Source organism: Burkholderia ubonensis subsp. mesacidophila (assembly GCF_002097715.1).
In the GTDB taxonomy this organism is placed as follows: domain Bacteria; phylum Pseudomonadota; class Gammaproteobacteria; order Burkholderiales; family Burkholderiaceae; genus Burkholderia; species Burkholderia mesacidophila.
On sequence record NZ_CP020738.1, the window covers coordinates 2,574,550 to 2,599,163 of the forward strand.

A 24,614-nucleotide genomic window follows, 5' to 3' on the forward strand; every position below is an offset into this window, starting at 1 on the left:
TGAGGCTTTTTGTTTTGGTGCGCGTCATCCGCCCGGCTCAACGAATGGAGATGACGATGGACCAGGCAAGCCCGTTGTTTGTTCGTCCCGATCTGCGCCGCCCCGGCGCGATCGCATTGCCGAGCGTCGTGATTCATTTCGCCGTCGCGCCGCGCAAGACGCTGACGTGGCGCGCGCCGAACGACGCCGAAATCCGTACGCACGATGCGCCGCTGTGGCTCACGCGCCAGACGAGCGTCGACGATTACTGGATCCGGCCCGGCGACGTGCTGCGCATCCCGCGCGGCGAACGCATCTGGCTGAGCACGGACGGCGACCTGCCGGCCGAGGCGTCGATCACGACCGCGTACGCGATGCGCGGCGGATGGCTGCAACGCGCGCTCGCGCAGATGCGGCGCATGCTGCGCGGGCCTTGGCGAAGTCGGGAATGAGGCGGCTGTTTTCACGCGCGCGGCGCGCGCGATGCCAACGTTAGCGACGTAAGCGACGTGAGGAAACGCGTGCACCTGCGATGCGGCGCATCGCAGGTGCGCATCGAATGACGCGGCACGCCGCTGCGTGCCGCGAGCAATCGCGCGCCGCGCGCGGCCATCAGGTGCTGGCGGCGAGACGCGGGCCCGTGCCGCGCGGACTGGATTCGACTTCAGGCCGTTGCGACGGCTGCGCGCTCACCCAAGGTTCGATGCCCTGCCTCTGCACTTCCTCGAGAAAGGACACGCGCGTACGCCAGTAATCCGCTTGTAATTTCGCATCGATGACGCGCTGCTCGGCCGTGAACAGTTCCATGCGTGCCGTGACGAGCATCGACGCAGCGGTTTTCTCCGGCGTGGGGGCGTGCCGCAACGCCCAACGGCTGATCCAGTTCAACATGCTGACCTCCGTGATAACGGACGAACCCGCATCGGGCAATCGCAATCGGCCGCGCGCCGCCCGTGCGCGCAACGGCCGCCGTGCTTCACCACCGGGCGCTCCACGGGCCGCCGACTCCCCGCGTTAGCGGCCATCGGCCCGGTGCGCATGCACGGTTTCTCTATCCTAGAAACAGTTGCCGGTTAACGCGATGGGGTCTTGCACTCTTTTACACAGAAACCACAGTCCGCGTTGCAGCACGAGATGACTGTTGCGTGCGGAACGGCTTCAGCGCAGCATAGCCCGATGCCCGCGCGGCGCTGGACTGACGAATCGACGAAGCGGTTCGCATTCGCGTTCACGCCCGCCCCCGCCGCTCGCGAACGATGCGGCGCATGCACGGCTTGCATCCAGCATGCGTACGCTCCGTTTCATCCGCATGTCGGCACCGTTGCCTCCGCTTCGGCTCCCCCGACGCCCCGTTTTCCACCGTTTTCCGCCCTTTTCCGTCCGAACCGGTAAAATGCGCGCCTTCTTCGCGCGGCCGGGTTTTCCACCCGTTCGCGCGCAGCCGCCGATCGTGCCCCGTAACTATATCGTCCGACCTATCCCGGCTATTACAATCCGCCGATAGTCGCGCAATAGTGGCTGGTTACAGTACGCCGGCCGTACCCGGCTGGCTGCGCAGGTACAACAAAGCAACGCAACAAGCAACACGACAACCCGACCGGAGAAACGCCTACATGGAATCCATCAAGCGGTATTTCGGCTTCGCTGAAGCCGGCACCGACTTCCGCACCGAAATACTCGCGGGCGTCACCACGTTCCTGACGATGGCTTACATCATCTTCGTCAACCCCGCGATTCTCGGTGACGCCGGCATGCCGAAGGAATCCGTGTTCGTCGCGACCTGCCTCGTCGCGGCGCTCGCGTCGATCATCATGGGGCTGTACGCGAACTATCCGATCGCATGCGCGCCCGGCATGGGCCTCAACGCGTACTTCGCGTACACGGTCGTCAAGGGAATGGGCTTCACGTGGCAGGCCGCGCTCGGCGCAGTGTTCATGTCCGGCTGCCTGTTCCTGCTCGTCACGCTGTTCCGCGTGCGCGAAGCGATCGTCAACGGCATCCCGAAATCGCTGCGCATCTCGATCACCGCCGGCATCGGCCTGTTCCTCGGCATCATCTCGCTGAAGACCTCGGGCGTGATCGTCGGCAGCCCGGCCACGCTCGTCACGCTCGGCGACCTGCACAAGCCGACCACGATCCTGTCGATCATCGGCTTCTTCACGATCGTCACGCTCGACCACCTGCGCGTGCGCGGCGCGATCCTGATCGGCATCATCGGCGTCACGATCCTGTCGTTCTTCTTCGGCGGCAACGAATTCCACGGCGTGTTCTCCGCGCCGCCGTCGATCGACGCGACGCTGTTCAAGCTCGACATCGGCGCGGCGCTGTCGACCGGCGTGATCAACGTGATCCTGGTGTTCTTCCTCGTCGAGCTGTTCGACGCGACCGGCACGCTGATGGGCGTCGCGAACCGTGCGGGCCTGCTCGTCGAAGGCAAGATGGGCCGCCTCAACAAGGCGCTGCTCGCGGACAGCACCGCGATCGTCGCGGGCTCGGTGCTCGGCACGTCGTCGACCACCGCGTATATCGAAAGCGCGTCCGGCGTGCAGGCCGGCGGGCGCACCGGCATGACCGCGATCACCGTCGCGGTGCTGTTCCTCGCGTGCCTGTTCATCGCGCCGCTCGCGGGCGTCGTGCCGGGCTATGCGACCGCGCCCGCGCTGCTGTACGTGTCGTGCCTGATGCTGCGCGACATGGTCGACGTGCCGTGGGACGACGCGACCGAGGCCGTGCCGGCCGCGCTGACCGCGCTGCTGATGCCGTTCACGTACTCGATCGCGAACGGCGTCGCGTTCGGCTTCATCGCGTATGGCGGCCTCAAGCTGCTGACGGGCCAGGTGCGGCAGGTCAAGCCTGTCGTGTGGATCATCGCCGCCGTGTTCCTGTTCCGCTTCTTCTATCTCGGCAGCGAATGAGCGTTGCGCAACGCGCCGCATAACGAAAAACGCCACCTTCGGGTGGCGTTTGCATTGGTGCGCAGGCATCGGGCGGCGACGAGACGGCGACGGCAAACCGCCCGCGCGCCACGGCGGCGCGTGCAGACTTGACGCCGATCGGGCCCGCTGCGCTCAGCGGCGCCCGCTCGACACGTGCTCGACGTTCAGCGCCAGTTCGCCTCGTAGAAGCGCACGTAGCCGCTGCGCAGCGTCACGCATTGCGCGCGCGTTTCCGACAGCAGGCGCCGGGCCGCAGCCTCGATGCGGTCGCGGTGCATGTCGAACGCGCCGACCATGTCCTCGAAACGCGGGGATGCCGCGCCGAAGTGGTCTTCCAGCGCCTCCGCAGTGATCTGGCATTGGACGCGCTCGCCATTGACCAACGCCGGAAACGCAAGCATCAGTTCGCGCCCCGAATACTCTGGCGCCTCGTTCGGGAAATGGATCTGCATGGGGGAGCCGCCTCGACCGTCCGGTAGAAAATGAGTGACCGCGTACGTCGTCTGCTACCGGCCGGACGAAATGTTCGCGGGCTGGCCGGCAACGACACGGCCCGCGGAGTTTGGCGCGGACAATGCATGCCGGTTGCATTCACTTTAGACGGTTTCGCGCAGGAGGCAAATTTTGCGCGCGCGGCGTTCCGCCGCGGTTTTCGTCAGGCCAATCCGGCGCCGGGCGCGCCGGATCCGGTCCGGCGTCAGTGGGGATCTTTCGGCCACACGTTGAGCGCGACCGCGGTCGTCGCGACGCCCAGCCCGATCGCCGCCGCGCCGTACAGCAGCGCGTCCTGGATATCGAAGAGCAGGCCGTGGATCGCCACACCGATGCCGCCCAGCATGACGAAGGTGGCGATGGCCGCCAGGATGACCCTCAGTTCCGTCCGAACCATGATGCGTCTCCCGAACGGATGCATGTCGCGGCGCATGCGTGCTGCAATGCGGAACAAAGCGCGGCGTGATCCAATTTCATCATTGCATGCGTCCGCTTAAAAGCAAGCAGAATTTGCCCGCGGTCGCGCATCTCGCGCGGCGCTTGTATGATGGAGCGTTCCCGCGTGGCCGGCCCTGCGCCGGACGTCGCGCGAGCGGGGAACGCACCCCGCCGGCAGCTACAGATCAGCATGGGATCGGGAGCGCGCGCCAAGGCGCACGCTCTGGTCACTGGAGACACGTCATGCCCCAATCTTCCGTGCTGCCCGCCACCGCGGGCCGCGTCGACCTGCTTTCGCAGGCGCATGCCCGTTCGACCGCGGTCGGCCTGCGCACGAGCGACCTGCCCGATTTCTCGCCGCTGTCGCGCGTTGCGCTGCGCGAACTGATCTCGGGCCATCACTCGCTGTACACGCACGCGCGCCCGGTGATGGAAAACCTGCACGCGCAGATCGCCGACACGCAAAGCCTCGTGCTGTTGACCGACCCGGACGGCGTGATCCTGCACAGCATCGGCGACGCGGACTTCATCGAGAAAGCCAACCGTGTCGCGCTGTGCCCGGGCGTCTCGTGGGCCGAAGGCGCGCGCGGCACCAATGCAATCGGCACCGCGCTCGCGTCGGGCCAGGCACTCGCGGTGCACGGCACCGAACATTTCCTGCGTGCCAACCGCATCCTCACCTGCTCGTGCGCGCCGATCGTCGATCCGTTCGGGCGCACGCTCGGCGCGCTCGACGTGAGCGGCGACCCGCGCGGCTTCAGTTCGCACACGCTCGCGCTCGTGCGCATGTCCGCGCAGTTGATCGAGAACCAGCTGTTCGCGAACCAGTGCGCGGAAGCGCTGCGCGTGCGCTTTCACGCACACGAGGAATGCGTCGATTCGCTGTTCGCCGGGCTGGTCGCGCTCGGGCCCGACGGCGGGCTGATCGCCGCGAACCGCAGCGCGCAATTCCAGCTCGGCGCACCGTTCGACGCGCTGCGGCATCAGGGTTGCGACGCGCTGCTCGGCATGTCGTTCGGCCTGCTCGCGCAGCAGGCCGCCCGCGCGCCGGGCGCGACGTTCCGGCTGACGCTGTCGAGCGGCGTGCGCGTGCTCGCGCGCTGCGAATTCGCCGACGCGCAGAAAACCCCCGTCGCCGTCACGCCCGGCGCGTCGCCCGAGGTGCGCGCTCCCGTGACCGATCCCGACGCGATCACGTTCGCGACGCTCGACACCGGCGACGCACGGATGGCCGCGGTGCTCGAACGGGTCGCGAAGATCCGCGGGCGCGACCTGCCGCTGCTGATCCTCGGCCAGACCGGCACCGGCAAGGAATGGCTCGCCCGCGCGCTGCACCATGCATCGCCGCGCGCGGAGGGCCCGTTCGTCGCGGTGAACTGCGCGGCGCTGCCCGATTCGCTGATCGAGGCCGAGCTGTTCGGCTACGAGGACGGCGCGTTCACCGGCGCGCGCAAGCGCGGCAGCCCCGGCAAGATCGCCCAGGCCGACGGCGGCACGCTGTTCCTCGACGAAATCGGCGACATGCCGCTCGCGCAGCAGGTGCGGCTGATGCGCGTGCTGCAGGAACGCGCGGTCATGCCGCTCGGCGGCGCGCGCGCGGTGCCGGTCGACGTGCGCGTGGTGTGCGCGACGCACCGCGACCTGCGCGCGATGATCGCCGACGGCACGTTCCGCGAGGACCTGTTCTACCGGATCAACGGGCTCGCGGTGACGCTGCCGCCGCTCGCGACGCGCACCGACCTGCCCGCGCTCGTCGACCGGATTCTCGCGCGGCTCGCGCGCAGCGAGCCGATGCCGCGCCGGCTCGCGCCCGACGTGCTCGACGCGTTCGCGCGCCATCGCTGGCCGGGCAACCTGCGGCAGATGACCAACGTGCTGCGCACCGCTGGCATGCTCGCCGAGGACGAAGCGGAAATCGCGCTCGCGCATTTGCCGGACGACTTCTGGCTCGACTGCGATGCGGCGCCGGACGCGCCGGAAGCACCGGAAGCACCGCCGGCGCCGATGCGCGACGCGACGACGCTGCAGGATCACCAGTCGGCGGTGATCGACGCGGTGCTCACGCGACACCGCGGCAACGTGTCGGCGACCGCGCGCGAGCTCGGGCTCGCGCGCAATACCGTGTACCGGCATCTGCGCCGGCACTGACGGCGAACGCGGCGGGTGTGCGGACGGCATCGGGTATGCTTGGCGGCTTGCCGTTGCGATCCGCCGCTTTATTCCGACATGACCGATTCCGAACGCCCTCCCCTCGTCCGCGTCGAACCGCTTGGCGTGAGCTTCGACGCGCCCGACTCGCTGACGCTGCTCGAAGCGGCCGCGTTCGCCAACGTGTCGCTGCCGCGCTCGTGCCGCAACGGAACGTGCCGGACGTGCCTGTGCAGGATCGTCAGCGGCAGCGTGCGCTATACGATCGAATGGCCGGGCCTGAGCCGCGAGGAGAAGGCCGACGGCTACACGCTGCCGTGCGTCGCGGTCGCGACGTCGGACGTCGTGATCGACGTGCCGGACGCAGTCATGCTGTGACGCGCGCGGCGCGCGATCCGTCCGCAACGGTAACGCTTCACCCACGCTTGGAGAGCGCCATGACCCAGCAAACCGATCGCATCGAAAAGCAGACCCTGTTGTCCGCACCGCTGGAACGCGTATGGGAAGCCGTCAGCAACGCCGGCGAGTTCGGCAGCTGGTTCGGCGTGACCTTCGACGGGCCGTTCGTCGCCGGCCAGCGGCTCTTTGGACGGATCACGCCGACGACCGTCGACGCGGACGTCGCGAAGGCGCAGGAGCCGTATGCCGGCGCGGTATTCGAGATCGTCGTCGACCGCGTCGAGCCCAAGCGCCTGTTCTCGTTCCGCTGGCATCCGTTCGCGATCAATCCGGACGTCGATTATTCGAGCGAGCCGATGACGCTGATCACGTTCACGCTCGACGCCAAAGCGGACGGCACGCTGCTGACGCTCACCGAAGCCGGGTTCGACCAGCTGTTCGCCGAACGCCGCGCGAAGGCGTACGAGATGAACGACCAGGGGTGGGCTGCGCAGATGACGCTGATCGGGAAGTATCTGGCGAAGCACCCATGAGGTGCGGGCGGCGGCGTGGCATCATGCCGCCACCATGGAAATATCGATCCCGAAGACAGCAAATCCGATTCGTCATTCAGCAACGATGGGCGGAACGGCACACGGAACGATCGTCGCGGCGTTCCCCGACATCCTGCGTGCCGACGCAAGCGCCGTCGCCGGTCGGATGCGATGCCCCACCACGACACTTCCCGGCGTGTCCGTCACCGTTCGCGGCGAAGCGCTGAACCTGCCATACCGCATTCATCACGAAGAAGGCGAAGCGCTGCTGGCCGACCTGAGCGGCGTACAGGCAGCGATTTACTCTTGCGTTCTCACTCGGCACACCGACGGCCGCGTGCGCCAGCGGCAAATTGAAAGACTCACGGCCGAATCCCGGGACTGGATTGCGCCTTTCATCATTCAACTCTGCGGCGAGTACGTCATCGAGATTCTCGACGACGTCGAGCGTCTCCTGTCTCGCCACGATCGCGACATTTACGGCGCGTTCATTCGGGACAATCCCGCGTTCTACCGAAAGACGCGCGACCGCATGGTCAGCTACTGGGATTGCTACTACCGTTGGCTGTACAAGCGAAAGCACGACTATGTCGGCTTTCGTCTGCTTGATCAGTTTGATGAATGGGCGCGATGACTTTTGAGGTTCATGCAGCAATCCGGGCGCGCCCGTTCAACCAGGCATTGATGGTGCTTGTGGCGTTGGCATTCCGTCTGAAAAATCGATGTCCTTTTAATCAGTCGAAATTGCTCCATTCCACATATGAAAATTTCGCAACGTGCATTGTTGCCTGCGACCCCTTCAGCATTTTCCGTGGAAATGTAAAAGGAGCGACGCGCCGATCTCCGCCCCAATCGAAATGGCGACATTACGCCGCACTCCTGATCGTGGGAGCCGCGCACGGGTCGGACCCTTCGCCGACCCAATTGATCAGTCGTGACGATCTTTGCATTTCGTAACAACTTGGGTTGATTCGTTAGGGTCACCTGCCGTAAATTTTGCCCGTCGCCCGGCGGCATCCGGCAGTTGGGCGATGTTTCATTCTGCATATCACGCATGCCGGATACCAGGATGGCCCGCCATCCGACACTGCAAGTCCGCACGCCGTGCGGACTTGATCAAGCTGTCGAACTAGCACTGAGTATCGATTCGACTACATGCAGCCCGATAGGGCCCGACGCGCCGTAGCGGGCTCGCCGAGTCGTTCCTGTCATGACGGACTTGATCCGGCGTGACAGCGGGACACATAGTCGAATTTTTATATTTGCATCGCACTCCTAATGCATTGAGGAGACTCGACCGGATTTTCGACGGCACCAATTAATTTTGCGCAATTTGCGAAGGAGGACAGAAAATGGAATTCGTACGAATGGGAATCGTCTTTGTTCATCTGATCGCCTGCTGTGTCGCGATTGGTCTCGTGCTGACCAGTGACATCGCGATGGTCAAGCGGCTCTTGGATACTGACGGGCCCGCCGATCTTGACCAGGTCCACCTGCCCAGTCTGCAGCGCACCGTCACGCTGGCGCTGACGGTGCTTTGGATCACCGGCGTTGCGGTCATTGCGTTCGATATGCGGACTCAGGGTCTCACGTATCTCCACAATCCCAAACTGCAGGCCAAGATCGGCATCGTCGCCTTGCTGACCTTCAACGGTATCGCTTTGCACTCCACGGTCCTCCCGGCACTGCAGAAAGCAGGATCCCTGCTGAAGCTCTCCTTTGAACGACGCATGGTTGCCATTTTCCTGGGCGTGGTTTCCGCAGTCTCGTGGTTCTATGCGGCCATGCTGGGCGTCGGGCGTCCGTTGAGCTGGAAATATTCGTTGTTCCAGATCCTGGCAGCTTACCCGGCACTGATTGCTGGTGGAATTGCCGCCATGCTGTTCATCACGGCACTGGCGAAATCCAGGAAGCCCGTTGAACGATCGAATACCGAAGAGGTCGCGGCCTATTGAGCGCCAACACCCGCGGGATGCGTACTGTTCGCAGCGGTACGCATCCCGTTGTCGCACAACCCGCGCTTCGGCTTGTTCGATTGTTTCCCCGCCTTCAACACTGCAATGAATATTCACCCAAGATAAGAAGCCGGACTGCCAATACGCTGTGAGAACCTTCGCGCCTCACAAGACCGTATCCCATGTCCGACCTCGACACTTCCCCACGCAGCCTGTCCATCGCGCTGCTCGCGATTTCCGCATTCGTCATCGTCACCACCGAATTCCTGATCGTCGGCTTGCTTCCCGCGCTCGCGCGCGACTTCCGGATTTCGATTTCCACCGCCGGACAACTCGTCACCCTGTTCGCATTCACGGTGATGCTGTTCGGCCCTTTGCTGACCGCGGCCCTGTCGCACGTCCAGCGCAAGCGGCTGTTCGTCGCGATCATGTGCGTGTTCGCCGCCGCCAACACGCTCGCGGCGCTGGCGCCGAATCCGTGGGTGCTCGCGATCGCCCGTTTCATCCCGGCACTGCTGCTGCCCGTGTTCTGGGGCACCGCGAGCGAAACGGCGAGCCAGCTGGCCGGCCCCGGTCAGGCCGGCCGCGCGGTTTCTCAGGTCTATCTCGGGATCGCCGCGGCCACGCTGTTCGGCATCCCGCTCGGCACCGTCGCGGCCAACGCGATCGGCTGGCGCGGCGCGTTCTTCGGGCTCGCGGTGCTGTCGCTCGTGATGACCGCGCTCCTCGCGGCCTTCATGCCTGCCCGCGCGCGGCCGGAAAGCATGCGCATCGCGGCGCAATTGAGCATCCTCGGCGACCGGCATGTCATCGCGAACGTCGCGCTGTCGGTCGTCGTGTTCACCGCGATGTTCACGGCCTACACCTATCTCGCCGATCTGCTGGAACGCGTCGCGCACGTGCCGCCCGCGCAGGTCGGCTGGTGGCTGATGGGCTTCGGCGCAGTCGGACTCGCGGGCAACTGGCTCGGCGGACGCTACGTCGATCGCCATCCGGCCGGCGCAACCGCCGCCTTCGTGCTGCTGCTGGGCATCGGCATGGCTGCGAGCATGCCGCTCGCGTCCTCGACGCGCTGGCTGGGCGCGGCGCTGGCCGTCTGGGGCATCGCCTATACCGCGCTCTACCCGGTCTGCCAGGTGCGCGTGATGAAAGCCGCGTCGCATGCGCAGGCGCTGGCCGGCACGCTGAACGTGTCCGCGGCCAACGCGGGCATCGGCCTCGGCGCGATCGTCGGCGGCTACACGATCGAGCACAGCGCGCTCGCCAACGTCGGCTACGTCGCCGCCGCGATCGCGCTGCTCGCCGCGCTGATTGCGCTCGCCATCGGCCGCCGCCGACCGGCGCGCGTCGACGCCGGCCTCGGCTCGCCGGGCGTTGCCGGGCAATAGCGAATACGCCGCGCTCCCCCCGGGCCCTGACCACGGTCAAACGGCAATCTCGCCAAGCGACGGGAAATGCATGGAGAATTGAGCCCTCGTCCACCTATCGCCCGCGCCGATGTCGACAGAACGTCTCAAAGGTATCGAAGTCTTCGTCGCCATCGCCGAGGCCGGCAGCTTCACGGCCGCGGCGGAACGGCTCCATCTCACGACCTCGGCCGTCAGCAAGACCATCGCGCGGCTGGAAGCGCGGCTCGGCGCCCGGCTCTTCGAGCGCACGACGCGCCGCCTTGCGCTCACCGGCGCGGGCGAGGCGTTCCATCGCACCTGCACCCGCATCCTGACGGACCTCGAAGCGGCCGAAATCGACCTCGCCGCCGAGCACGTCGAACCGGCCGGCCGCCTGCGCGTCGACGTGCCGGTGACGTTCGGCCACCTGCACGTGCTGCCGCTGCTGCTCGAATTCGCCGAGCGTCATCCGCGCCTGAAGCTGCACGCGTCGTTCACCGACCGCTTCGTCGATCCGGTCGAGGAAGGCATCGACGTCGCGGTGCGGATCGGCGGCGTCGACCTGCTTTCCAACCTGCTCGCGCATCGGACCATCTGCCGGGAGCGCGTGATCTTCTGTGCGGCGCCGCGCTATCTGCAGCAGCGTCCGGCGATTCGCGAGGTGGCGGATCTCGAGCACCACGATTGCGTGACCTACGGCCGCGCGGACGGCAGCGTGAGTCCGTGGGTCGTGGCCCGCCCGAACGGGCAGGTCGAACGCCGCACGATGAACGGCCGGATCGTCGTCGGCAGCGGCGAAGCGCAGGTTCAGGCGGTGAAGGCCGGTTACGGAGTCGCGCAGCTGGCGACCTGGATGATCCGCGACGCGCTGCGCAGCGGCGAACTCGTCGACGTGCTGCCCGCATGCGCGACGGCGGGATTGCCCGTCAACCTGATCTGGGCGCGTCACCGGGAGCGCTTGCCGAAGGTGGGCGCGACGCTGGCGTTCCTGGATCGCGCGTTGCGCGCCGTCTGCGCGGAAGACTGACGCGCGCATCGCGGCGCCGGCGTGGCATCATCCCTGCATCCCCACACGCGGCATCGACTTCACGGAGCGACGCATGTCCGTTCAGACCTGGATGATCTTTGCGGCAGCCTATCTCGTCACCACGCTGTCGCCGGGGCCCAACGTGCTCCTCGTCGTCCGGAATACCGTGCGCTACGGCCGCCACGGCACGGCCGCGACCATCGCCGGCAATCTGGTTGCGCAACTGTTCGTGGTCGTGCTCGTCGCGCTGGGCGTCGGCGCGGTACTGGCCGCGATGCCGCCGTTGTTCGTCGCGATGAAGGTCGTCGGCGCGCTGTACCTGATGGTGCTGGGCGTCAGGCAACTGCGCGGCCCGCGCACCGGGGCCGATGCGCAGACCCGCATGCAGCCGCACGAGATGCCGGACCGGAAGAAGCTGTTCCGGGAAGCGCTGCTGGTGTCGGCCAGCAATCCCAAGACGCTCGTCTTCCTGTCCGCGTTCATGCCGCAGTTCATTGCGCACGACCGCCCGCTACCGATGCAATTCGCCGTGATGTACCTGACGATCGCGTGCATGGTGGTGCTCGTCCACAGCGTCTACTCGGCCGGCGTGCACCAGTTTCATCGCGGCTTCGGCATGACCGGCTGGGTGCACGCGCTCAAGCGCGCGAGCAGCCTGCTGTTCGTCGGGCTGGGCATCCGGCTGCTCACGTCCCGGCAGGCGTAAGCGTTCACGCGACGCAGATTCCCTCCACCGCCACCTTCTGAAAAAGGTGCGGTGACGCAACCGCCGACGCCGGATACGCGGACAGCTTCGCGCGAAACGCCGGATCGGTGAACGCCGCGCGAAAGTGCGCGGTGGACTCCCACACTGCATAGTTCAGATACGTCGGACGCTCGCCGACCGCGCGATGCAATTGCGTCGAGATGAAGCCCGGCTGCCGCTTCATGAACGCGGCATCGTCCTGCCAGACCCGCAGGAATGTCTGTTCATCCGCCGGCTCCAGCGTGAAGACGTTGACGAGGACGACCGGCGCGACCTCCTCGGCGAGCTGGCGGTCGATCGGAAAGGCGGGATCGAGCGGGCGAAACTGTGGCATGATCGGCTCCATCAATTTGGTTGTATGATGTCAATTCGACATGACACATGTATAGCAAATCGACATCATGATGTCAATATGCATTGATGGTGACAGATGAGAAAAGCGAAACGTACGCCGGCAGGCGAGATCCTGACCGATTTCATTCTCGATTTCTTCCGGCTCAACAGCCGGATGCTGGCGTCCGGCGACCGGCTGGTCGCCGGGCTCGGGCTGACGAGCGCGCGTTGGCAGATTCTCGGCGCGATCGCCGGCGCCGGGCAGCCGCAGCCGGTCGCGTGGATTGCGCGCGATCTCGGTGCGAACCGCCAGAATGTGCAGCGCATCGTCAATGATCTGGAAGCGGAAGGACTGGTGCGCTTCGAAGTGAACCCGCACCATCGGCGCGCGCAGCTCGTCGTGCCGACCGACAGCGGCAAGCAGGCGTTCGACGCGGCGATGAGCCTGCAGGCCGCGTGGGTGAACCGTCTGTCGGACGGGTTGTCGGTGGACGATCTCGAGGCGACGCGGCGCGTCATCGCGGGACTGCGCAGGAACCTGGACGAGACCGACGGCAGCGAACCAAACTAGCGCATAGCGTCGCGACGTGCTGAAGAGCACCTTCAGGATCGGCCCTTGAAGCCTGCGCGTCGCTCGGCGCAGCCCCTTCCACAACCGCATACCGGCACTCGACATGTACCGAATCCTTTCCACGCTTTCCGACCCCTGCGCGTGCATCGCGTCCGAAGATGTCCTCGGTCACGTGCAGCGCGGCGACCGCTTCAACGCATGGGCGATCGACGGCGCATCGTTCCTGACGGACCATCCGTTCACCACGTTCGGCGATCGGTCCGACGCGCACTGGTTCGCGGCGGAGCTCTCCGCGTACCTCGCGCACGAGCTGCGCGAACGGGAATTCGACGCCGCCCGGCTTCGTCCGGTGCTGGAAGATTTGCGGCGGCGCTATCTGTCGTTGTCCCCGGATACGCCGCTGTGGGCCTATCCGGCCGCGGCGTGCACGATCGTCGAATTGCAACGCTCCGGCGACCACGTCGTCGCGGACATTCACCAGTACGCGGACTGCTTCGCATTGTTCGGCGCGGGCCGCAGCGACGAGCCGGCGCCCGCGGTCAACGATTTCCGGTCGACCGCGTCGCGGATTCAATGGCGGCCGCGTTCGGGATTCTCAGGCGAACAACTGGCGCGTCAGCGCGAGCGTCGCATCGAGCAACAGCACAACCGGAATACGACCGCGCTGACGCTCAATCCCGACAGCGCCGCGAACGGCATGCACATCCGGCAGACTTTCGCCGCGCCATGCCAGGTGCTGCTGGGGACCGACGGCGTATCGCGCGCGTGGGAATACTACGGCCTCGTCGATCAGGGCGACGTCATCGACTTCGTGTCGAGCAACGGCCTCCCGGCGTTGTTTGCGCGCCTGAGACACCACGAGGAAAACTACGTCCATCCCGAGATGAAATCGCGGGACGATGCGGCGGCGCTGCACATCCTCTGCGATTGACGCGCGTCCGGCTTACGACAGCGGAACGAATTCGCGGACCGTGCCATCCTCGAGGCGATAGGCCCGGTCGGCGAGCTTCAACAGCGAGTGATGGTGCGTAATGACGACGAGCGTCGGCACGCGTTGCCGGATGCGGGCGAAGATCCGCGCTTCGCGGGCGCCGTCGAGCGACGACGTCGGCTCGTCGAGAATCACGACGGACGGGCGCCTTGCGAGCGCGCGCCCCAATGCGATGCGCTGGCGCTCGCCCCCCGACAGCGCCCGGCCCTGGATGCCGAGCGGCCGGTCCAGCACGTCGCCGTCGCCGCCATTGCCGAGCTCGTGCAGCTCCAGCATGTCGACCAGCTCGCGCAGCGCTGAATCGGGCGGCGCGTCGTCGCAGCCATAGACTAGGTTCTCGCGCAACGTTCCGGTCAGGATCAGCGGCGATTGCGGCGCAACGGCCACCTCGCTCGCGATGTCGCCGACCGCCACATCGCATACGTTTGCACCGTACAACGCCACCGTGCCGTGCGCCGGCTTCGCGAGACCCAGCATCAGATTCGCCAGACTGGATTTTCCGCCGCCGGACGGCCCCATCAGGACGACCAGCTCGCCCCGAGCGATTTTCATGTTCACGTCGCGCAGCATCGTCCGCCCGCTCCATGCAACGTCGACGTGCTCGAGACGATAGACTTCGGTGGCCGAACGATCGAACGATGCGCGCGTATCCGTTCGCTCGGCCGGAAGTTCCAGCAGGCCGAAGCCGTCGCGCAATGCGATGTGGTTGCGGCGCAGATCGGACAGCGAAGCGGCGAGACTCGCAAATGGCATCGTCAGCGCGACGATATAGCCGACGATCATCACGAAGTCGCCGACCTGAAACGTCGAGCGCGTCACTTCGACTGCCGTGACGACGGTGAACACCGTCAGCAGCACCCCGGTGCACACCGTTTGCGCGGCGAGCAGCAACGCCAGGCGGGCGTTGCCGCGGGTCAGCTTGGCCGTGTAGACGCCAAGAATCCGGTGCAGCGCCGCATCCTCGCGCACGTAGGCATTATTGAGCTTGATGTCGAGCATGAAGCCCAGCTTCTCGACGAGATGGCTCGACAGCATGTCGGCCGCACTGAAGACCTCCGCGTGCGCGCCCTTGCTCTTGTTCGCGATACCCCATGTCACGACGAACAGGACGAGCATCGCACCGACGAACGCGAGCGCGAATGCGCCGTTCGTCACCTGCCACAGCACGGCGCCCGACAGCACCAGCTGGAACAACGTCGGCGCAATGATCCAGAACAGCGCCATCGAAATTGCGCTGAACGCGTCCCTGCTGCGCGCCACGATCGATACCAGTGTGCCGGGGTCGATTTCCGTCAGCCGGGCATAGTCGACCCGAATCAACCGCGCGTAGATCGCGTGATGAAACGCCGCGTCGCATCGCGCGAGAACGGCAGCCGCAATCATGTTCTTCAGCCACTCGCACGCGTGAGCGACCGTCCACGTCACACCGTACGCGGCCGTCAGCACGACCGCCGATGCGGCATACCCGTGCACCGCGCCGAGCGACAGCGCATTGGTCGCCTGCCGCAACAGATACGGCACGAGGGTGTACAACGTCGCAACGAGCGCCATGAACAGCGTTGCGAGGATGAAATGCACCGGCAGCCGGGGATAGCGGCTGACCGTGATCCTGTAAGCCGTGACGTAATCACTGACCAGTTCCGTTACGAAGGACATTGAATTCCTCTTGAAACGTCCGCCTCCGACTGCGCCTTCCCCGGTCCGATCCGCGCATCGGACACCGGGCGTTCGCGCGTCGCATCGGATGAATCTTTCAGCGCTCGAACGAACATTTCGGTCGCATAGATGCGGGTGATCTCCACCAGACCGTCCGGAAAGCCCAGCGCGGCACGCTTGATCAGCCTGGCCAGCGCGTCTGGCTCGACGAGCCGGTTTGCCGCACACCAGCCGTCGACGCAAGTCTCGCGCACGTGCGCATGATTGACCTTGATTCCCTCGAGTGCCGAATGCATGATGTCTCCCTTGTCGGTCCGCCATAGATTCGGCAGGCCGGAAGCCGCGAAGACCGATCGGCGGACGGCGAGCCGGCTGTGATCCGCAGAAAACATCTCATCGATTCGCATGCCCAGCGCGTGCTCCACGATGGGTTGGGTCAGAAACGGCATCACGGGACGCGCGTGCGCAGTCTGCACGAGTGCGTCGTCGATGATCGCGCTTGTCGCCGCGATCTGGTACCGCCGCGCCGGCTTCAGCCGCAGCGATAGCCTGCGCATGATATCTCCGTTCAGGTCCGTCATCGGTCGCGGCGCACCGGGCGGTACGACCGCCTGCGACGCCGGCTGGACCGCAGGCTCTCCCAGATAGCGGGACGCCTCGGACCGAGCCTGCGCGAGCACGGTCCACAGCGGCACCCGGTAATGGATCGCGAGATCGCGCGCCGCGCGCCAGACGCGCCTGAACCGCAGGCTCGACGCCGCATCGACGAGCACGCCGAACGGCGGCTGCGCCAGGTACAGCGCGTCGCCGCCATGTCCGTTCAGCATGAGCCCGTCGCCCCCAGGAACGCCCGACTCGGCAAGACCGTTCGCATGCGCGAGAAAGCACAGCTTCGTCGCCGGGATCGCCACCGTCGGCGCACGCTCGACCGGCGTGAACGGCAGGCGCGCAAGCAGCGGATAAGTGCGATGCTCGATCTGACAGTGATCGGCAACGGCGCGTGCAATCGACACCTCGTTCGATGACGCGCGCAGCGGATCGAAATGCGTGACCGCAACCGTCCGCCGATGCAAATCCGCTCGTCGCAACGCGACCGCCAGCGACGTCGAATCGATGCCGCCTGACAACTCGAGGAAGATCGTCGCGTCGCCGTCCAGGCACGACCGCTGGACCATGGTCAGCACATCGATGAAGTCACGTCCATCACGACGAGCCGTCCAGTTCCAGGGTGACCACGCGCGCCGGAACTCGAGCGGCTGGTGACGTTTCCAAAGCACTGCCTGGCCGGGGGGAAGAAGCGAGATGTCGCGCCATCCGGTCGACCCGGGGTCTCCGCAGCCGTACGTCACGAACTGGCTGAGATAACGCGCATCCGGCTCCCCCGGCACCCGGCCCGGTTCGATCAGTTCGTCGATCGTGCCGCCGACGTGGACCGCGCCGTCAGCCGCCCGATGATAGAAGACCGATCGCTGGCCACATGGGTCCGACAGAATCAGGAAACGGTCCGCGCGCTTGTCATACACGATGATCGAATAGTCGCCCCAGTACCGCCGGCTCACGTCTTCGTGATCGATCAACGCCGTGCGCACGATGTCCTCCACGCACACGGGCGCGCCGTCGCGCTCAAACAGCCGGCCCTGGACGGCCCATGCCGCATTCGAATTTTCTCCGAACACCGGCGGCCGCCGTCCGTCGGACTCGCACGCGCCGAAAAACACCGCGACACAACCGCCCTCGTTCGACCAGACACGTTCGCCGCGCAGGCGCGATACGGCCTCCGGCCGCATCGATGGTTGCAATACCGCATATGCCATGATCAACGCACCGTCGAATCACTAGATTTCGAGAATGACCGCCAGTTGATCGCGGAGCGTGCTTTCGTCCCCGACCACCTCGCCGTCGAGTTCGGCCCATGCGTGCGCATAGAACGGCCGGCTCTGCACGCCGACGACCAGCCGAAGATCGTGACCGTAGCGAAAGCCGAGCAAAACCAGCACCGCCCCCCACTCAAGGCACTTGGTCTTCTTCGTGTACAACATGCAGGCTGCATTCAGCGAACGGATCAGCACATCGATACCAACCGTGCTGCGCTTGCTGCGCGCAAGCCGCTTCCGCTCGATCAGGCGTTTCAGTCCAATCATCCGCTCGGCATTCGCGCAGCGATGCACGCAGCGGAGCAGCGCCAGCGCTCGCGCAACGATCAGCACGTTCGCCGAAAACGATACGTCGCGCTCCTTGAGCATCCAGCAGTTCAGCGACACGCCGGAATATGCGCTGCGCGGGCCAGCACTGATCCATTCGAGCGCCGACTCGTCATTCGGCAATGCGACGCCGAACCCCATCTCGCCACCACGGCCACTGCCCGCGCGAGCTTCGTCGGCGCGGCGCCTCAACTCCCTCGATTGCCGCTCGGAAAATACCGTATAGGCGTCACTCGCCATATCGAGGCTGATTAGCTGATTTTCGAACCAGGCAAAATGAATATCTCTATTCATATTATCCGCTCGCCCACCCCAACTGACGGGGCGGGCTCGAATCAGTGAACGAAGCGCTTAGAACTTATACACCCACGCACCGATTTCCAGGATCGACCCGCCCCGGGTGCCTTGCGTAGACTCGGTCGCATTCACCGTCTCGACTTCTTCGAAATCCAGAACTTCAACGATTTCCTGTTGCTGATCCATTTAACCTCTCCTTATTCAAAAAATCACAACCAGACATGATTCGCAAAAAAAGAAGACAGAAAAACTTCAAGCATTTCGAATGCTTCATATATTATCAAGCAAACCGTAATGCCGAAGTAATTCTATTGGAAAAATCCTCATCCGCAACAATCCAGCCCGGATAATATTTCCCAATTGATTAAAAATGTTCATATTAAATATCAATCACGCCGATTCCACACGAAATAAATTCACCATTCGAATCAATTACTCTCATAAGATCGGTTAATGAAAAACAACCTCCCGAACTCTCGACATGCGTGGCGGCTGCTCGCGGCACTGACGACGCTGCTTTGCGCATGCGGCGGTCAGGACCATGATGCTGCACCCGGCCAATCGCCTCCATTGCCCGCATCCGCGTCACAGCCGGCGGCCGGCATCGACCGGCCGTTCGTCGACGAGCGCTCGTACTCGAATCGCGGCGACGCCGCGCTGAACGATGCATCCGAAGCGGCCGCCGTCGTTCATCGACAGATCATGGTCGGCGGCCGCACGCTGCCCTACACGGCAACCACGGGACATCTGTCCGCGACGGACCGCGATACGGGGAAGCGCGCTTCGATGTTCTACGTTGCGTACTCGGTCGACAATATTGATCCCGTCCGACGTCCGGTCACGTTCCTGTTCAACGGCGGTCCCGTTACCGCGAGCGTCTGGTTGCATCTCGGCAGTTGGGGGCCCAAGCGGATTTCGACGGAGACACGCGCCGCGGACGGAAGCAGCTACCCGTTGATCGATTCCAGCGACAGCCTGCTCGACCAGACCGATCTCGTGTTCGTCGATGCCGTCGGCTCCGGCTATTCGCAAGCGATCGCGCCGAGCGTGAATCGGGATTTCTGGGGCGTGGACGCGGACGCGACCGTATTCCGCGACTTCATCTCGCGTTACGTCGCCGTCAACGGACGCGGCGCATCCCCAATCTATCTCTACGGGGAATCGTACGGCGGCATTCGCGCGGGCGTGCTCGCCGATCTTCTCGAAACGGCGGGCATCAAGGTGAGCGGCGTCGTGCTGAACTCGCCGATCCTGAATTTCAACACCGCATGCGACCTCGGTGCGCCGGATTGCACAGGTTTCGTTCCGACCTACGCCGCGGTATCCACGTATCACCGCGTGTCGAACAAGCCCGAGGCGATGTCGCCCGCCGACTACATCGAGCAGGCTCGCCGCTTTTCCATCGACGCGTATCGGCCCGCGCTGCGGGCCAGCATCGACCTCGGCACCGCACCATCCATCGCACTGTTGTCGGCATTGAACGGCTACACCGGTCTTGCGTCGAGCCTGTGGGCGAATCATCTCAACCTGACGCCCGACATTTACTCCGTCAACGTGAAGCCGGGATACGTCGTCGACATCAATGACGGACGTCTCGCCACGCCGGCCGGCGGCGACTGGAGCGATCCATACAGCGACGCGTTCGAAAGCCACATCCGCACGCTGCTCCCCGGCTTCCTCGGCTACCGGAGCGGATCAACCTATTCGATGGCCGCGGGTGACTCCTGGCAATGGACGCACGACGGGCTGCCATTGCCCGATGCAATTCCCGATCTCGCCTCGGCGCTCACTCAGAATCCCGATATGAAGATCCTCGCATTGAACGGCTACCACGACCTGAACTGTCCATTTTTCCAGACCGATCTGGAACTGGCGCGAATCGGCAAGATGTCGCAGGTGCGCTCGTACACATTCGCCGGCGGGCACATGACCTACCTGACCGAAGCGTCGCCCGAGCCGTTGAGACAGGCATTGCGCGATTTCTACGGACACCCCGGAGCCGGATCATGACCGTCAAGACACCTCGCCCATTCCACCCGGCCGCCGCTTGGCCACGCAGCATGGTCCATCCCGCGCTGCGCGCGCGCGTCTTCGCCATCGCATTGACGGGCGTGCTGTCGTGCGCCCCGAGACTCGCCAGCGCCGACGCGGCAGCGAATGCCGCATATGGCCCGGGCGCGGAGCGACAGCGCACGCAACCGGAGCGCATCGAGATTCCGCGCGACATCCGGCAGCCGACCGAACCGCCCTTGTCAGGACAAGATCTGCTACAACATTTGCGCGACCGTTACCGACAACGTTTCGACGCGGCCGACGTGCAAGGAGCGGGCCGCATCACCAAAGAACAGGCGCGTCGCGCCGGATGGGGCTACGTTGTACGAAACTTCGACGCAATGGATGGGACGGGTAGCGGAACCGTCGGCTTCAGCGACATCATGAACTTCATGCGCCGCAACGGGGCCGGCTTGTAACGAACGCCGCGCGACCGACCGGCGTTCGGCGCACCGCCGCTTCTCGTTGCGTCAAGCGCCGCTGCCGTGATCGCGACACCCGCATCCGGCGCCGTGCGCGTGACAAATGTAGTTGACCTGACTACGATCGAAGCCAAATCAGCTACAAATTTCCTGCAAACCGCCGTGCCGACGCCTCCAACACGATCCGGCAGCAAACACCCCGGCCACGCCGCCGGCCCGTTGCAGGCCGGCGGCTTCCTGCATCACCCGCCCAGATAAGCCTGTTTGATCCGGTCGTTCGCGAGCAGGTTCGCGCCGGTATCCGCGAGCACGACCCGCCCCGTCTCCAGCACGTACCCGCGATCGGCGACCTGCAGCGCCTTGTTCGCGTTCTGCTCGACGAGGAATACCGTCACGCCTTCATCGCGGATCATCCGGATGATGTCGAAGATCTGCGCGATCACGAGCGGCGCGAGGCCGAGCGTCGGCTCGTCGAGCAGCAGCAGGCGCGGCTTGCTCATCAGCGCGCGGCCGATCGCGAGCATCTGCTGCTCGCCGCCCGACATCGTGCCGGCGCGCTGCGATGCGCGCTCCTTCAGGCGCGGAAAGAGGCGATACACGTGCTCGACGCCCGCGTCGATCTCGTCGCGGCTCGCGAAGAACCCGCCCATCTTCAGGTTCTCGAGCACCGTGAGGCTCGGGAACACGCGCCGCCCTTCCGGCGAGATCGCCATCCCCTGCCGCATGATCTGGTGCGTCGACATCCCGGTGATGTCCTTGCCCTCGAACAGCACGCGGCCCGACGACGCGCGCGGCGTGCCGCACACGGTCATCATCAGCGTCGTCTTGCCGGCGCCGTTGCTGCCGATCAGCGTGACGATCTCGCCCTTGTTCACTTCGATCGATACGCCCGCGAGCGCCTCGACCGCGCCGTAGTGCGTATGGACCTGTTCCAGCTTCAGCATCACTCTTCCCCCAGATACGCCTTGATCACGCGCGGATCGTTGCGGACCGCCTCCGGCGAGCCGATCACGATCGGCCGGCCGTGCTCCATCACGAGAATGCGATCCGACACGCCCATCACGAGGCTCATGTCGTGCTCGATCAGCAGCACCGCGACGCCGAACTCGCGACGCAGCCGGTCGATCAGGTGCTGCAGCTCGATCTTCTCCTGCGGGTTGAGGCCGGCCGCCGGCTCGTCGAGCATCAGCAGGCGCGGCTCGGTGATCATGCAGCGCGCGATCTCGAGCCGGCGCTGGTGGCCGTACGACAGCGTGCCCGCCGGCCGGTTGGCGACCGACGTCAGGTTCATCCGCTCGAGCCACACGGCCGCGCGTTCGAGCGCTTCCTTCTCCGCGCGCCGGTACGCCGGCGTCGCGAACAGGCCGTGCAGCAGCCCCGACTTCACCTTGCGGTGCTGCGCGACGAGCAGGTTCTCGACGACCGTCAGCGACTTGAACAGACGGATGTTCTGGAACGTCCGCACGAGGCCCTTCAACGCGATCTGGTGGCTCGCGAGCCCCGCGATGCGGTGCCCGTCGAGCACGACCTCGCCCGAGGTCGGCTTGTAGAAGCCGCCGACGCAGTTGAACACGGTGGTCTTGCCCGCGCCGTTCGGCCCGATGATCGCGAACACCTCGTCGCGGCGCACGTCGAAATCGATGCCGTCGACGGCGAGCAGCCCGCCGAAGCGCATCTGCAGCCCAGCGACCTTCAACAGTTCTGCATTCGCGCTCATTGCGGCAGCTCCACGTGGGGACGGCTCGCGGGCAACAGGCCCTGCGGACGCCACATCATCATCAACACCATCACCAGGCCGAAGATCAGCATCCGGTACTCGGCAAACCCGCGCGCGACTTCCGGCAGCACGGTCAGCAGGATCGCCGCGAGGATCACGCCGAGCTGCGAGCCCATCCCGCCGAGCACGACGATCGCGAGGATCAGCGCCGACTCGATGAAGGTGAACGATTCCGGATTCACGAGGCCCTGGCGCGCCGCGAAGAACGCGCCGCCGATGCCCGCGAACGCCGCGCCGAGCGTGAACGCCGACAGCTTGATGCGGGTCGGGTTGAGCCCCAGCGAACGGCACGCGATCTCGTCGTCGCGCAGCGCTTCCCACGCACGGCCCATCGGCATGCGGATCAGGCGGCTCGTCACGAACAGCGTGAAGCCGACCAGCAGCAGCGCGAGCAGGTACAGGAAGATCACCATGTGCTCGCCGCTGTACTCCAGACCGATCAGCTCGTGGAAGGTCTTCGCGCCTTCGACGCTCGCGGTGCGCGCCATCTCGAAGCCGAACACGGTCGGCTTCGGAATGCTCGAGATGCCGTCCGGCCCGCCGGTGAGGCTCGTCAGGTTGTTCGCGAGCAGGCGGATGATCTCGCCGAAGCCGAGCGTGACGATCGCGAGATAGTCGCCGCGCAGCCGCAGCACCGGGAAGCCGAGCAGGAAGCCGAACGTCGCCGACGCGATCGCGGCGAGCGGCAGGCATTCCCAGAACGTGAGCCCGAAGTACTGGTTGAGCATCGCATACGTGTAGCCGCCGACCGCGTAGAAGCCGACGTAGCCGAGGTCGAGCAGGCCCGCGAAGCCGACCACGATGTTCAGCCCGAGGCCGAGGATCACGTAGATCAGCGCGAGCGTCGCGACGTCGACCGCGCCGCGCGACCCGAAGAACGGCCACACGAGGCCGACCGCGAGCAGCACCCAGACGATCGCGCGCTGCTGCGTCGCGCCCATCGCGGGCATCGCCGGCAGCGTCACCGCGGCTTTCGCGCGCGTGAGCCACGGCTTGAACAGCTGGAACAGGAACACGGCCGCGACCGCGATCCACACGGGGCGCCAGTGCGGCTCGAGCACGACCTGGTAGCCGTCGAGCTTCAGTTGCAGGCCGAGCACGGGCACCGTGAGGATCGCCGTCAGGAGCGCGGCGGCCACGGCGTTCTTCAGCGTGTCGCCGAACGAGGCGCCGGCAGCCGGCCGGCGGACGGAAATGACTTGGCTCATCTGCGCCTCCCTCAAACCTTTTCGATATCCGACTTGCCGAGCAGGCCGGTCGGGCGGAAGAGCAGGATCAGCACGAGCAGGCCGAACGCGACGACGTCCTTGTACTCGGCCGGCATGTAGCCCGCTGCGAAAGTCTCGGCAAGGCCGAGCAGCACGCCGCCGAGCATCGCGCCCGGAATGCTGCCGATGCCGCCGAGCACCGCGGCGGTGAACGCCTTGATACCCGCGACGAAGCCGATGTACGGATTCAGCTTGCCGATCGTCAGGCCGATCAGCACGCCGCCGACGGCCGCGAGCATCGCGCCGAGCACGAACGTGAACGAGATCACGCGGTTCGTGTCGATGCCGAGCAGGTTCGCCATCTTCATGTCCTCGGCGCACGCGCGGCAGGCGCGGCCCATCCGCGAGTGCGAGATGAACAGCGTGAGCGCGATCATCAGCACGATCGTCACGCAGACGATCAGGAGGCGCGCATACGGCACGGTCACGTCGAAGTCGCCGCCGAGGTGGATCTCGAACGCGCCGGAGATCAGCACCGGCACGGACACGTCGCGCGCGCCCTGGCCGATCTGCACGTAGTTCTGCAGGAAGATCGACATGCCGATCGCGGAGATCAGCGGCACGAGGCGCGGGCCGCCGCGCAGCGGCCGGTACGCGACGCGCTCGACCGCGAAACCGTACAGCCCGGTGACGATCACCGACACGATCAGCGCCGCGCCGAGCACGAGCGGCAGCGGATAGCCGGCGGACACGCCGATCGCGGTCAGGGTCACGAGGCCCACGTACGCGCCGATCATGTAGATCTCGCCGTGGGCGAAGTTGATCATGCCGATGATGCCGTAGACCATCGAGTAGCCGATGGCGATCAGCGCATAGATCGCGCCCAGCGTCAGGCCGTTGACCAGCTGCTGGGCGAATTGCGGAAAGAAATCAGTCATGTGCGGGAAGCTCCCGGTAGCGCCGCGCCATGCGCCGCCGCCGGATCACGGCGGGGCTGCGGGCAACGCACGGTGTCGTCACGAGCCGCCCGTCGACCGCTCGCGCGGCGACAATACGCACCCGCCCC

26 protein-coding genes are annotated in these 24,614 nt (G+C 65.5%); 14 read left to right on the plus strand and 12 right to left on the minus strand.

Annotated elements, in window-relative coordinates; genetic code table 11:
* Positions 1 to 56: 56 nt before the first annotated feature.
* Positions 57 to 431, plus strand: a complete 375-nt coding sequence (locus B7P44_RS29040; protein WP_084910087.1) for a DUF2917 domain-containing protein — start codon at positions 57 to 59, stop codon at positions 429 to 431.
* 160 nt (positions 432 to 591) lie between these two features.
* Here B7P44_RS29040 and B7P44_RS29045 read toward each other — a convergent pair whose 3' ends face one another.
* Positions 592 to 870 carry a hypothetical protein gene (locus B7P44_RS29045; protein WP_084909312.1) on the minus strand — a complete coding sequence of 93 codons (279 nt, stop codon included), beginning with the start codon at positions 868 to 870 and terminating at the stop codon, positions 592 to 594.
* A 722-nt stretch (positions 871 to 1,592) separates the two neighbouring features.
* Here B7P44_RS29045 and B7P44_RS29050 point away from each other — a divergent pair.
* Complete coding sequence (locus B7P44_RS29050; RefSeq protein WP_084909313.1) at positions 1,593 to 2,894, plus strand: NCS2 family permease; 1,302 nt, start codon at positions 1,593 to 1,595, stop codon at positions 2,892 to 2,894.
* 185 nt (positions 2,895 to 3,079) lie between these two features.
* Here the strand turns inward: B7P44_RS29050 and B7P44_RS29055 are convergent, their stop codons facing one another.
* The gene (locus B7P44_RS29055) at positions 3,080 to 3,367 is read right to left on the minus strand and encodes a DUF1488 family protein (RefSeq protein ID WP_084909314.1); all 288 of its coding nucleotides are present in this window, start codon (positions 3,365 to 3,367) and stop codon (positions 3,080 to 3,082) included.
* Positions 3,368 to 3,612: 245 nt separating this feature from the next.
* Complete coding sequence (locus B7P44_RS29060) at positions 3,613 to 3,804, minus strand: DUF2964 family protein (RefSeq protein WP_042588930.1); 192 nt, start codon at positions 3,802 to 3,804, stop codon at positions 3,613 to 3,615.
* 284 nt (positions 3,805 to 4,088) lie between these two features.
* On the opposite strand from B7P44_RS29060, the gene B7P44_RS29065 reads away from it, so the two are divergent.
* The 8 genes from B7P44_RS29065 to B7P44_RS29100 all read left to right on the plus strand — a co-directional run bounded on the left by B7P44_RS29065 (position 4,089) and on the right by B7P44_RS29100 (position 12,001).
* Complete coding sequence (locus B7P44_RS29065) at positions 4,089 to 5,993, plus strand: sigma-54-dependent Fis family transcriptional regulator (RefSeq protein WP_084909315.1); 1,905 nt, start codon at positions 4,089 to 4,091, stop codon at positions 5,991 to 5,993.
* Positions 5,994 to 6,071: 78 nt separating this feature from the next.
* Positions 6,072 to 6,371, plus strand: coding sequence for a 2Fe-2S iron-sulfur cluster-binding protein (locus tag B7P44_RS29070; RefSeq protein ID WP_084909316.1), 300 nt, complete (start codon positions 6,072 to 6,074; stop codon positions 6,369 to 6,371).
* 59 nt (positions 6,372 to 6,430) lie between these two features.
* Positions 6,431 to 6,925: an SRPBCC family protein gene (locus B7P44_RS29075; protein ID WP_084909317.1), complete on the plus strand. Its 495-nt coding sequence runs from the start codon at positions 6,431 to 6,433 to the stop codon at positions 6,923 to 6,925.
* Between the two features lie 34 nt (positions 6,926 to 6,959).
* A complete protein-coding gene (locus B7P44_RS29080; protein ID WP_231716742.1) occupies positions 6,960 to 7,559 on the plus strand; it encodes a hypothetical protein in 600 nt (199 codons plus the stop codon).
* 718 nt (positions 7,560 to 8,277) lie between these two features.
* Positions 8,278 to 8,880, plus strand: coding sequence for a hypothetical protein (locus B7P44_RS29085; protein WP_084909319.1), 603 nt, complete (start codon positions 8,278 to 8,280; stop codon positions 8,878 to 8,880).
* 182 nt (positions 8,881 to 9,062) lie between these two features.
* The gene (locus B7P44_RS29090) at positions 9,063 to 10,268 is read left to right on the plus strand and encodes an MFS transporter (protein WP_084909320.1); all 1,206 of its coding nucleotides are present in this window, start codon (positions 9,063 to 9,065) and stop codon (positions 10,266 to 10,268) included.
* A 109-nt stretch (positions 10,269 to 10,377) separates the two neighbouring features.
* On the plus strand, positions 10,378 to 11,295 hold the full coding sequence (locus B7P44_RS29095) for a LysR family transcriptional regulator (protein ID WP_084909321.1): 918 nt from the start codon (positions 10,378 to 10,380) through the stop codon (positions 11,293 to 11,295).
* A 73-nt stretch (positions 11,296 to 11,368) separates the two neighbouring features.
* Positions 11,369 to 12,001 (plus strand): LysE family translocator, encoded by a 633-nt coding sequence (locus tag B7P44_RS29100; protein WP_084909322.1) that lies wholly within the window; start codon positions 11,369 to 11,371, stop codon positions 11,999 to 12,001.
* Between the two features lie 4 nt (positions 12,002 to 12,005).
* Here B7P44_RS29100 and B7P44_RS29105 read toward each other — a convergent pair whose 3' ends face one another.
* Positions 12,006 to 12,374: an antibiotic biosynthesis monooxygenase family protein gene (locus B7P44_RS29105; RefSeq protein ID WP_084910088.1), complete on the minus strand. Its 369-nt coding sequence runs from the start codon at positions 12,372 to 12,374 to the stop codon at positions 12,006 to 12,008.
* A gap of 96 nt (positions 12,375 to 12,470) precedes the next feature.
* On the opposite strand from B7P44_RS29105, the gene B7P44_RS29110 reads away from it, so the two are divergent.
* Together B7P44_RS29110 and B7P44_RS29115 are read left to right on the plus strand one after the other, a co-directional pair.
* Positions 12,471 to 12,944, plus strand: coding sequence for a MarR family winged helix-turn-helix transcriptional regulator (locus B7P44_RS29110; RefSeq protein ID WP_084909323.1), 474 nt, complete (start codon positions 12,471 to 12,473; stop codon positions 12,942 to 12,944).
* A gap of 103 nt (positions 12,945 to 13,047) precedes the next feature.
* Positions 13,048 to 13,875: a hypothetical protein gene (locus B7P44_RS29115; RefSeq protein WP_084909324.1), complete on the plus strand. Its 828-nt coding sequence runs from the start codon at positions 13,048 to 13,050 to the stop codon at positions 13,873 to 13,875.
* 12 nt (positions 13,876 to 13,887) lie between these two features.
* On the opposite strand, the gene B7P44_RS29120 is transcribed toward B7P44_RS29115, so the two are convergent.
* From B7P44_RS29120 to B7P44_RS37785, 4 genes are read right to left on the minus strand one after another with little or no spacing between them, the layout of a single operon-like run.
* Positions 13,888 to 15,591 carry an ATP-binding cassette domain-containing protein gene (locus tag B7P44_RS29120; RefSeq protein WP_084909325.1) on the minus strand — a complete coding sequence of 568 codons (1,704 nt, stop codon included), beginning with the start codon at positions 15,589 to 15,591 and terminating at the stop codon, positions 13,888 to 13,890.
* A complete protein-coding gene (locus B7P44_RS29125) occupies positions 15,579 to 17,405 on the minus strand; it encodes an asparagine synthase-related protein (protein ID WP_084909326.1) in 1,827 nt (608 codons plus the stop codon). Before B7P44_RS29125 ends, B7P44_RS29120 begins: the two co-directional genes overlap by 13 nt.
* 21 nt (positions 17,406 to 17,426) lie before the next feature.
* Positions 17,427 to 18,086, minus strand: coding sequence for a lasso peptide biosynthesis B2 protein (locus tag B7P44_RS29130; protein WP_084909327.1), 660 nt, complete (start codon positions 18,084 to 18,086; stop codon positions 17,427 to 17,429).
* Between the two features lie 57 nt (positions 18,087 to 18,143).
* Positions 18,144 to 18,275, minus strand: a complete 132-nt coding sequence (locus tag B7P44_RS37785; protein ID WP_265341366.1) for a hypothetical protein — start codon at positions 18,273 to 18,275, stop codon at positions 18,144 to 18,146.
* Positions 18,276 to 18,791: 516 nt separating this feature from the next.
* Between B7P44_RS37785 and B7P44_RS29135 the strand changes: the two genes are divergently transcribed.
* Together B7P44_RS29135 and B7P44_RS29140 are read left to right on the plus strand one after the other, a co-directional pair.
* Positions 18,792 to 20,099 carry a S10 family serine carboxypeptidase-like protein gene (locus B7P44_RS29135; protein WP_157721114.1) on the plus strand — a complete coding sequence of 436 codons (1,308 nt, stop codon included), beginning with the start codon at positions 18,792 to 18,794 and terminating at the stop codon, positions 20,097 to 20,099.
* Positions 20,096 to 20,560: an EF-hand domain-containing protein gene (locus B7P44_RS29140; protein ID WP_133117941.1), complete on the plus strand. Its 465-nt coding sequence runs from the start codon at positions 20,096 to 20,098 to the stop codon at positions 20,558 to 20,560. Before B7P44_RS29135 ends, B7P44_RS29140 begins: the two co-directional genes overlap by 4 nt.
* 245 nt (positions 20,561 to 20,805) lie before the next feature.
* Here the strand turns inward: B7P44_RS29140 and B7P44_RS29145 are convergent, their stop codons facing one another.
* Genes B7P44_RS29145 through livH form a run of 4 tightly spaced genes read right to left on the minus strand, consistent with a single transcriptional unit; the run spans position 20,806 to position 24,486 of the window.
* Positions 20,806 to 21,507, minus strand: coding sequence for an ABC transporter ATP-binding protein (locus B7P44_RS29145; protein WP_084909330.1), 702 nt, complete (start codon positions 21,505 to 21,507; stop codon positions 20,806 to 20,808).
* On the minus strand, positions 21,507 to 22,280 hold the full coding sequence (gene livG, locus B7P44_RS29150; protein ID WP_084909331.1) for a high-affinity branched-chain amino acid ABC transporter ATP-binding protein LivG: 774 nt from the start codon (positions 22,278 to 22,280) through the stop codon (positions 21,507 to 21,509). The genes B7P44_RS29145 and livG overlap by 1 nt, the downstream gene beginning before the upstream one ends.
* Entirely contained in the window at positions 22,277 to 23,548 is a 1,272-nt protein-coding gene (locus tag B7P44_RS29155; RefSeq protein WP_084909332.1) for a high-affinity branched-chain amino acid ABC transporter permease LivM, read from the minus strand. The genes livG and B7P44_RS29155 overlap by 4 nt, the downstream gene beginning before the upstream one ends.
* 11 nt (positions 23,549 to 23,559) lie before the next feature.
* The gene (gene livH, locus B7P44_RS29160) at positions 23,560 to 24,486 is read right to left on the minus strand and encodes a high-affinity branched-chain amino acid ABC transporter permease LivH (RefSeq protein ID WP_084909333.1); all 927 of its coding nucleotides are present in this window, start codon (positions 24,484 to 24,486) and stop codon (positions 23,560 to 23,562) included.
* Positions 24,487 to 24,614: the final 128 nt, after the last annotated feature.

What these genes read in the sequence shown, in the direction of transcription:
- B7P44_RS29125 (WP_084909326.1), bottom strand. Translation starts at nt 17,405, where the DNA reads ATGGCATATGCGGTATTGCAACCATCGATGCGGCCGGAGGCCGTATCG.
- B7P44_RS29085 (WP_084909319.1), top strand. Translation starts at nt 8,278, where the DNA reads ATGGAATTCGTACGAATGGGAATCGTCTTTGTTCATCTGATCGCCTGC.
- B7P44_RS29060 (WP_042588930.1), bottom strand. Translation starts at nt 3,804, where the DNA reads ATGGTTCGGACGGAACTGAGGGTCATCCTGGCGGCCATCGCCACCTTC.
- B7P44_RS29090 (WP_084909320.1), top strand. Translation starts at nt 9,063, where the DNA reads ATGTCCGACCTCGACACTTCCCCACGCAGCCTGTCCATCGCGCTGCTC.
- B7P44_RS29040 (WP_084910087.1), top strand. Translation starts at nt 57, where the DNA reads ATGGACCAGGCAAGCCCGTTGTTTGTTCGTCCCGATCTGCGCCGCCCC.
- B7P44_RS29120 (WP_084909325.1), bottom strand. Translation starts at nt 15,591, where the DNA reads ATGTCCTTCGTAACGGAACTGGTCAGTGATTACGTCACGGCTTACAGG.
- B7P44_RS29130 (WP_084909327.1), bottom strand. Translation starts at nt 18,086, where the DNA reads ATGAATAGAGATATTCATTTTGCCTGGTTCGAAAATCAGCTAATCAGC.
- livG (WP_084909331.1), bottom strand. Translation starts at nt 22,280, where the DNA reads ATGAGCGCGAATGCAGAACTGTTGAAGGTCGCTGGGCTGCAGATGCGC.
- B7P44_RS29065 (WP_084909315.1), top strand. Translation starts at nt 4,089, where the DNA reads ATGCCCCAATCTTCCGTGCTGCCCGCCACCGCGGGCCGCGTCGACCTG.
- B7P44_RS37785 (WP_265341366.1), bottom strand. Translation starts at nt 18,275, where the DNA reads ATGGATCAGCAACAGGAAATCGTTGAAGTTCTGGATTTCGAAGAAGTC.
- B7P44_RS29050 (WP_084909313.1), top strand. Translation starts at nt 1,593, where the DNA reads ATGGAATCCATCAAGCGGTATTTCGGCTTCGCTGAAGCCGGCACCGAC.
- livH (WP_084909333.1), bottom strand. Translation starts at nt 24,486, where the DNA reads ATGACTGATTTCTTTCCGCAATTCGCCCAGCAGCTGGTCAACGGCCTG.
- B7P44_RS29075 (WP_084909317.1), top strand. Translation starts at nt 6,431, where the DNA reads ATGACCCAGCAAACCGATCGCATCGAAAAGCAGACCCTGTTGTCCGCA.
- B7P44_RS29155 (WP_084909332.1), bottom strand. Translation starts at nt 23,548, where the DNA reads ATGAGCCAAGTCATTTCCGTCCGCCGGCCGGCTGCCGGCGCCTCGTTC.
- B7P44_RS29145 (WP_084909330.1), bottom strand. Translation starts at nt 21,507, where the DNA reads ATGCTGAAGCTGGAACAGGTCCATACGCACTACGGCGCGGTCGAGGCG.
- B7P44_RS29095 (WP_084909321.1), top strand. Translation starts at nt 10,378, where the DNA reads ATGTCGACAGAACGTCTCAAAGGTATCGAAGTCTTCGTCGCCATCGCC.
- B7P44_RS29080 (WP_231716742.1), top strand. Translation starts at nt 6,960, where the DNA reads ATGGAAATATCGATCCCGAAGACAGCAAATCCGATTCGTCATTCAGCA.
- B7P44_RS29105 (WP_084910088.1), bottom strand. Translation starts at nt 12,374, where the DNA reads ATGCCACAGTTTCGCCCGCTCGATCCCGCCTTTCCGATCGACCGCCAG.
- B7P44_RS29115 (WP_084909324.1), top strand. Translation starts at nt 13,048, where the DNA reads ATGTACCGAATCCTTTCCACGCTTTCCGACCCCTGCGCGTGCATCGCG.
- B7P44_RS29055 (WP_084909314.1), bottom strand. Translation starts at nt 3,367, where the DNA reads ATGCAGATCCATTTCCCGAACGAGGCGCCAGAGTATTCGGGGCGCGAA.
- B7P44_RS29135 (WP_157721114.1), top strand. Translation starts at nt 18,792, where the DNA reads ATGGTCGGCGGCCGCACGCTGCCCTACACGGCAACCACGGGACATCTG.
- B7P44_RS29045 (WP_084909312.1), bottom strand. Translation starts at nt 870, where the DNA reads ATGTTGAACTGGATCAGCCGTTGGGCGTTGCGGCACGCCCCCACGCCG.
- B7P44_RS29070 (WP_084909316.1), top strand. Translation starts at nt 6,072, where the DNA reads ATGACCGATTCCGAACGCCCTCCCCTCGTCCGCGTCGAACCGCTTGGC.
- B7P44_RS29140 (WP_133117941.1), top strand. Translation starts at nt 20,096, where the DNA reads ATGACCGTCAAGACACCTCGCCCATTCCACCCGGCCGCCGCTTGGCCA.
- B7P44_RS29110 (WP_084909323.1), top strand. Translation starts at nt 12,471, where the DNA reads ATGAGAAAAGCGAAACGTACGCCGGCAGGCGAGATCCTGACCGATTTC.
- B7P44_RS29100 (WP_084909322.1), top strand. Translation starts at nt 11,369, where the DNA reads ATGTCCGTTCAGACCTGGATGATCTTTGCGGCAGCCTATCTCGTCACC.